The sequence below is a fragment of the Streptomyces sp. NPDC048484 genome, from assembly GCF_040651415.1.
Taxonomy (GTDB): domain Bacteria; phylum Actinomycetota; class Actinomycetes; order Streptomycetales; family Streptomycetaceae; genus Streptomyces.
This window is the reverse complement of sequence record NZ_JBEZJY010000112.1, coordinates 1-5263: the sequence shown is the minus strand read 5'-3', so window position 1 is coordinate 5263 and position 5263 is coordinate 1. Positions and strand designations below refer to the sequence as shown.

General features: G+C 67.2%; 5 protein-coding genes. 3 read left to right on the top strand and 2 right to left on the bottom strand.

The features are described 5' to 3' along the window. Positions 1 to 113 precede the first annotated feature (113 nt). Positions 114 to 674, bottom strand: a complete 561-nt coding sequence (locus tag AB0D14_RS44600; protein WP_362791178.1) for a hypothetical protein — start codon at positions 672 to 674, stop codon at positions 114 to 116. A 122-nt stretch (positions 675 to 796) separates the two neighbouring features. Continuing rightward, on the bottom strand, positions 797 to 1036 hold the full coding sequence (locus AB0D14_RS44595; RefSeq protein WP_362791175.1) for a hypothetical protein: 240 nt from the start codon (positions 1034 to 1036) through the stop codon (positions 797 to 799). Positions 1037 to 1266: 230 nt separating this feature from the next. Between AB0D14_RS44595 and thyX the strand changes: the two genes are divergently transcribed. From thyX to AB0D14_RS44580, 3 genes are all read left to right on the top strand, one after another. Further along, on the top strand, positions 1267 to 2007 hold the full coding sequence (gene thyX, locus AB0D14_RS44590) for an FAD-dependent thymidylate synthase (protein ID WP_362791172.1): 741 nt from the start codon (positions 1267 to 1269) through the stop codon (positions 2005 to 2007). A 229-nt stretch (positions 2008 to 2236) separates the two neighbouring features. Then, positions 2237 to 3136: a 4-hydroxy-tetrahydrodipicolinate synthase gene (gene dapA, locus AB0D14_RS44585; RefSeq protein ID WP_362791169.1), complete on the top strand. Its 900-nt coding sequence runs from the start codon at positions 2237 to 2239 to the stop codon at positions 3134 to 3136. A 133-nt stretch (positions 3137 to 3269) separates the two neighbouring features. Beyond that, the gene (locus tag AB0D14_RS44580; protein ID WP_362791166.1) at positions 3270 to 4955 is read left to right on the top strand and encodes a ribonuclease J; all 1686 of its coding nucleotides are present in this window, start codon (positions 3270 to 3272) and stop codon (positions 4953 to 4955) included. The last annotated feature ends 308 nt before the right edge of the window (positions 4956 to 5263 follow it).

Sequence of the window (5263 nt, the reverse complement as noted above, 5' to 3'; positions counted from 1 at the left end):
GCGCCGAGGACATACCGCAACACGTTGTGGGTGAAGGCGTTCCCCCGGTGGGTGGCGCTGACGTCTCGGGGCCCCTCCACCGCGGTGGAGGGGCCCCTTCGCCGTATCGCCACTCAGGCGTGCTGCCGGTACTCGTCCGCCCACACCTCGACGCCGTCCGCGGCCCGGTCGAAGGCCTCGGGGCGGCTCATGAAGTCCGCGTTGTGCGTGGTCAGCAGAGGCGTCGGTTCGTCACCGGGACGGCCGCCACGAACGAGCACGAGCGCCTGCCCCTGCACCGTCCGCGGCAGCCCGAGCCAGCGCACCGGCTGCTGCACGGTCCGCACCACCGAGACCTGCGCCCACGGTGTCGTACTCGTGGTGAGGAAGCGCACCCGGCGCAGTCCGGACGCGCTCACCCACGCGCCCATACGCAGCAGACGCAGGGCACACGCGATGACCACGCCGGAGAGTGCCAGACACACCGCGCCTCCCGACGCGTTACCGGCCGCCACGATGATGACCGACGCGAACAGGACGTACGACGCGAGCAGCAGCAGAAGCGCGGCCGCGCCGACCCGCCATGGGCCGGGACGGTAGGGGCGCCGCCACTGGTCGCGGTCGTCGAACGGCAGCGCGAGATCCTCGCCCGCCTCGTCGAAAGCGCGGTCGGCGGTCAGAAAGGGCAGGGGCACGACTGATCCTCACTAAATCCACGCATGGACTACGTCCGGTGAGGCTACCTAGCCCGATCTTCGCCCACCACCCGCGGGGGGCCATGGGGGTGCTGCCACGCCATGGGGCCCGTGGGGGAGGGTCAGCGGCCCTGGGACGCGTCGGACTGCTGCGTGTCCGCGGGTGAGATGTCAGCCGAAACGGCGGGCAGTCCGACGAGCAGGGAGCCCACGAGGCCGGCGACCACGGTGAGGCCTACGAGCCATCGGCCGGCCACCTCTCCGACGGAGGCACGCTGACGCGGTGGGGGAGTGACATTGCTGCGGAACTTGCCGGCTTCGGCGATGAAGGCGAACGGTACGGGCTCGCGCCGACGGAACATGGAGTGCGCTTCTCCTCTGGAGACTCGGGGGGGATCTGACGGAGCAGGCGACTCGAACGAATCGCTGTCACCAATACAGACGAGCGAGTGCCCCAAATGGTGCCCTGTTTCACCAACTTCGCAGAAGTTCGCCAATGAATGTCGCCCCACGGCACCGAACGCCCCGTTGTCAGTGCCGGGCCGTAGAGTGGTCGCCGCCCGAGCCAGTGATGGGAAGGACCCTCCAAGCCGTGACCGACACCCCCGCCGACGACCTCAAGCCCAGCTTCCGCAGCGATGTCACCGTCGAACTGGTCAAGCACACCGCTTCCGACTCCGACGTGCTGTTCGCCGCCCGCGTCTCCACGCTCGGCGAGCAGTCCCTGGACGAGTTGCAGAAGGACCCGGAGCGCTCAAAGGGCCTGATCAACTTCCTGATGCGGGATCGGCACGGCAGCCCCTTCGAGCACAACTCGATGACGTTCTTCATCAGCGCCCCGATCCTCGTCTTCCGCGAGTTCATGCGCCACCGGGTGGGCTGGTCGTACAACGAGGAATCGGGCCGGTACAGGGAGCTCGAGCCGGTCTTCTACGTCCCGGGCGAGTCCCGCAAGCTGGTCCAGGAGGGCCGGCCCGGCAAGTACGTCTTCGTGGAGGGCACCCAGGCCCAGCAGGAGCTCACGGGCCGCGTCATGGAGGACTCGTACCGGCATGCGTACGAGGCGTACCAGGAGATGCTCGCCGCCGGAGTGGCCCGTGAGGTCGCCCGCTCGGTCCTCCCGGTGGGCCTTTTCTCGTCGATGTACGCGACGTGCAACGCCCGCTCGTTGATGCACTTCCTCGGACTGCGCACCCAGCACGAGCTGGCCAGGGTCCCGTCCTTCCCGCAGCGGGAGATCGAGATGGTCGGCGAGAAGATGGAGGCGGAGTGGGCCCGGCTCATGCCCCTCACGTACGCCGCCTTCAACACCAACGGGCGCGTCGCGCCCTAGTGGTAGTGCTCCTCAACCGCTCGGTCGACCGGTCCGCCGGGTACATCTGTACGGGTCGACCGAGGGAAGTGTCCGTATTGCGGCATTTCGAGAAGTTCACTTAGCCTGATCAAACGGACCCGGCACTGCTTGAACCCCCGAGCGGGCAGTGCCGGGTTCCACCTTTGTCATGACTTGTCGGTTTCCCCGAGGGCAGACCGCACGTTGAGCAGCGAGTAGCGTGTTACCCATGGCTCCGACCTCCACTCCGCAGACCCCCTTCGGGCGGGTCCTCACTGCCATGGTCACGCCCTTCGCGGCGGACGGCGCACTCGATCTCGACGGCGCGCAGCGGCTCGCCACCCACCTGGTGGACGCAGGCAACGACGGCCTGATCGTCAACGGCACCACGGGCGAGTCCCCGACCACCAGCAACGCGGAGAAAGCGGATCTCGTACGAGCCGTACTGGAGGCCGTCGGCGACCGGGCCCATGTCGTCGCCGGCGTCGGCACGAACGACACGCGGCACAGCATCGAGCTGGCCCGGGCCGCCGAGAAGACCGGCGCGCACGGCCTGCTCACCGTGACGCCGTACTACAACAAGCCCTCGCAGGAGGGCCTGTACCAGCACTTCACGACGATCGCAGATGCCACCGACCTGCCGGTGATGCTCTACGACATCCCCGGCCGCAGCGGTGTCCCGATCAACACGGAGACGCTGGTGCGTCTCGCCGAACATCCACGTATCGTCGCCAACAAGGACGCCAAGGGTGACCTCGGCCGCGCCAGCTGGGCCATCGCAAGCTCCGACCTCGCCTGGTACTCGGGCGACGACATGCTGAACCTGCCGCTGCTCTCCGTGGGCGCCGTCGGCTTCGTCTCCGTGGTCGGCCACGTGGTCACCCCCGAGCTCCGGACCATGATCGACGCGTACGCGAGCGGCGACGTCCAGAAGGCCACCGAGATCCACCAGAAGCTGCTCCCCGTCTTCACCGGCATGTTCCGGACCCAGGGCGTCATGACGAGCAAGGCCGCGCTCACCCTGCAGGGACTGCCTGCCGGGCCGCTGCGCCTGCCCATGGTCGGCCTGTCGCCCGAGGAGACCGCGCAGCTCAAGATCGATCTCGCTGCCGGCGGGGTACAGCTCTAACCACAGACTTCACAACTGAATACGTACGACACGCAGGCCGAGTGCCTGCTCCACCAGACAACAGCTACTGCACGAACGTCATGCGCGCCACGTGCCCTGCCAGGTACGTGGCGCGAGTGGTGAGGAGAGTCTTTTGAGCCATCCGCATCCGGAACTCCGTCTGCCGCCGAAGCTTCCCCAGGGGGGCCTCAGGGTCACCCCGCTCGGTGGCCTCGGTGAAATCGGCCGAAACATGACGGTCTTCGAGTACGACGGCCGCCTTCTGATCGTCGACTGCGGCGTGCTCTTCCCGGAGGAGGAGCAGCCCGGCATCGACCTGATCCTGCCGGACTTCAGTTCGATCAGGGACCGCCTCGACGACATCGAGGGCATCGTCCTCACGCACGGCCACGAGGACCACATCGGCGGCGTGCCCTTTCTCCTGCGCGAGAAGCCGGACATCCCGCTCATCGGCTCCAAGCTGACCCTCGCTCTCATCGAGGCGAAGCTCCAGGAGCACCGCATCCGCCCGTACACACTCGAGGTCGCGGAGGGACACCGCGAACGCATCGGCCCCTTCGAATGCGAGTTCGTGGCGGTCAACCACTCCATCCCGGACGCCCTCGCGGTCGCCATCCGGACCCCTGCGGGCATGGTGGTCCACACCGGTGACTTCAAGATGGACCAGCTCCCGCTGGACGGCCGTCTCACGGACCTGCACGCCTTCGCGCGTCTGAGCGAGGAAGGCATCGACCTCCTCCTCTCGGACTCCACGAACGCCGAGGTCCCGGGCTTCGTCCCGCCCGAGCGCGACATCTCGAACGTGCTGCGCCAGGTCTTCGCGGGCGCCAGCAAGCGCATCATCGTGGCCAGCTTTGCCAGCCATGTGCACCGCATCCAGCAGATCCTCGACGCCGCCCACGAGTACGGCCGCCGGGTCGCCTTCGTCGGACGCTCGATGGTCCGCAACATGGGCATCGCGCGCGACCTCGGCTATCTGAAGGTCCCGCCGGGCCTGGTGGTGGACGTCAAGACCCTGGACGACCTCCCGGAACACGAGATCGTCCTCGTCTGCACCGGCTCCCAGGGTGAGCCGATGGCGGCCCTGTCGAGGATGGCCAACAGGGACCACCAGATCCGCATCGTCCAGGGCGACACCGTGATCCTGGCGTCGTCGCTCATCCCCGGCAACGAGAACGCGGTCTACCGCGTCATCAACGGTCTGACCCGCTGGGGCGCCCACGTCGTCCACAAGGGCAACGCCAAGGTGCACGTCTCGGGCCACGCCTCCGCCGGCGAGCTCCTGTACTTCTACAACATCTGCAAGCCGCGCAACCTGATGCCGGTGCACGGAGAATGGCGCCACCTGCGCGCCAACGCCGAGCTGGGCGCCCTGACCGGCGTCCCTCACGACCGTATCGTGATCGCCGAGGACGGTGTGGTCGTCGACCTCATCGAGGGCAAAGCCAGAATCTCGGGCAAGGTCCAGGCCGGGTACGTGTACGTGGACGGCCTCTCGGTCGGCGATGTCGGCGAGCCCACGCTCAAGGACCGCAAGATCCTCGGCGACGAGGGGATCATCTCGGTCTTCGTGGTGCTGGACACCAGCACGGGCAAGATCACCGGAGGGCCGCACATCCAGGCCCGAGGCTCGGGCATCGAGGACTCCGCCTTCAGCGACGTCCTCCCGAAGGTCACCGAAGTCCTGGAGAGGTCGGCCCAGGACGGCGTCGTCGAACCCCGCCAGATGCAGCAGCTCATCCGCCGCACGCTGGGAAAATGGGTCTCGGACAACTACCGCCGGCGGCCGATGATCCTGCCGGTCGTGGTCGAGGTCTGAGCCACCTCATACACGTACATCCGGAGCGGGGCACCTCGATTTGCATCGGGGCGCTCCGCTCCAGTACGTTTACGGCTCCACCTGAACGGGAAACCGGCACAACTGCGTGTCCGGACCACCCCGGGAGGGGCGGGAATTTCGACTCAGACTTTCTGATAAAGTCGGAACTGCCGGAAAGGGAAACGCGAAAGCGGGAACCTGGAAAGCACCGAGGAAATCGGAGCCGGAAACGGTCTGGTAGAGTCGGAAACGCAAGACCGAAGGGAAGCGCCCGGAGGAAAGCCCGAGAGGGTGAGTACAAAGGAAGC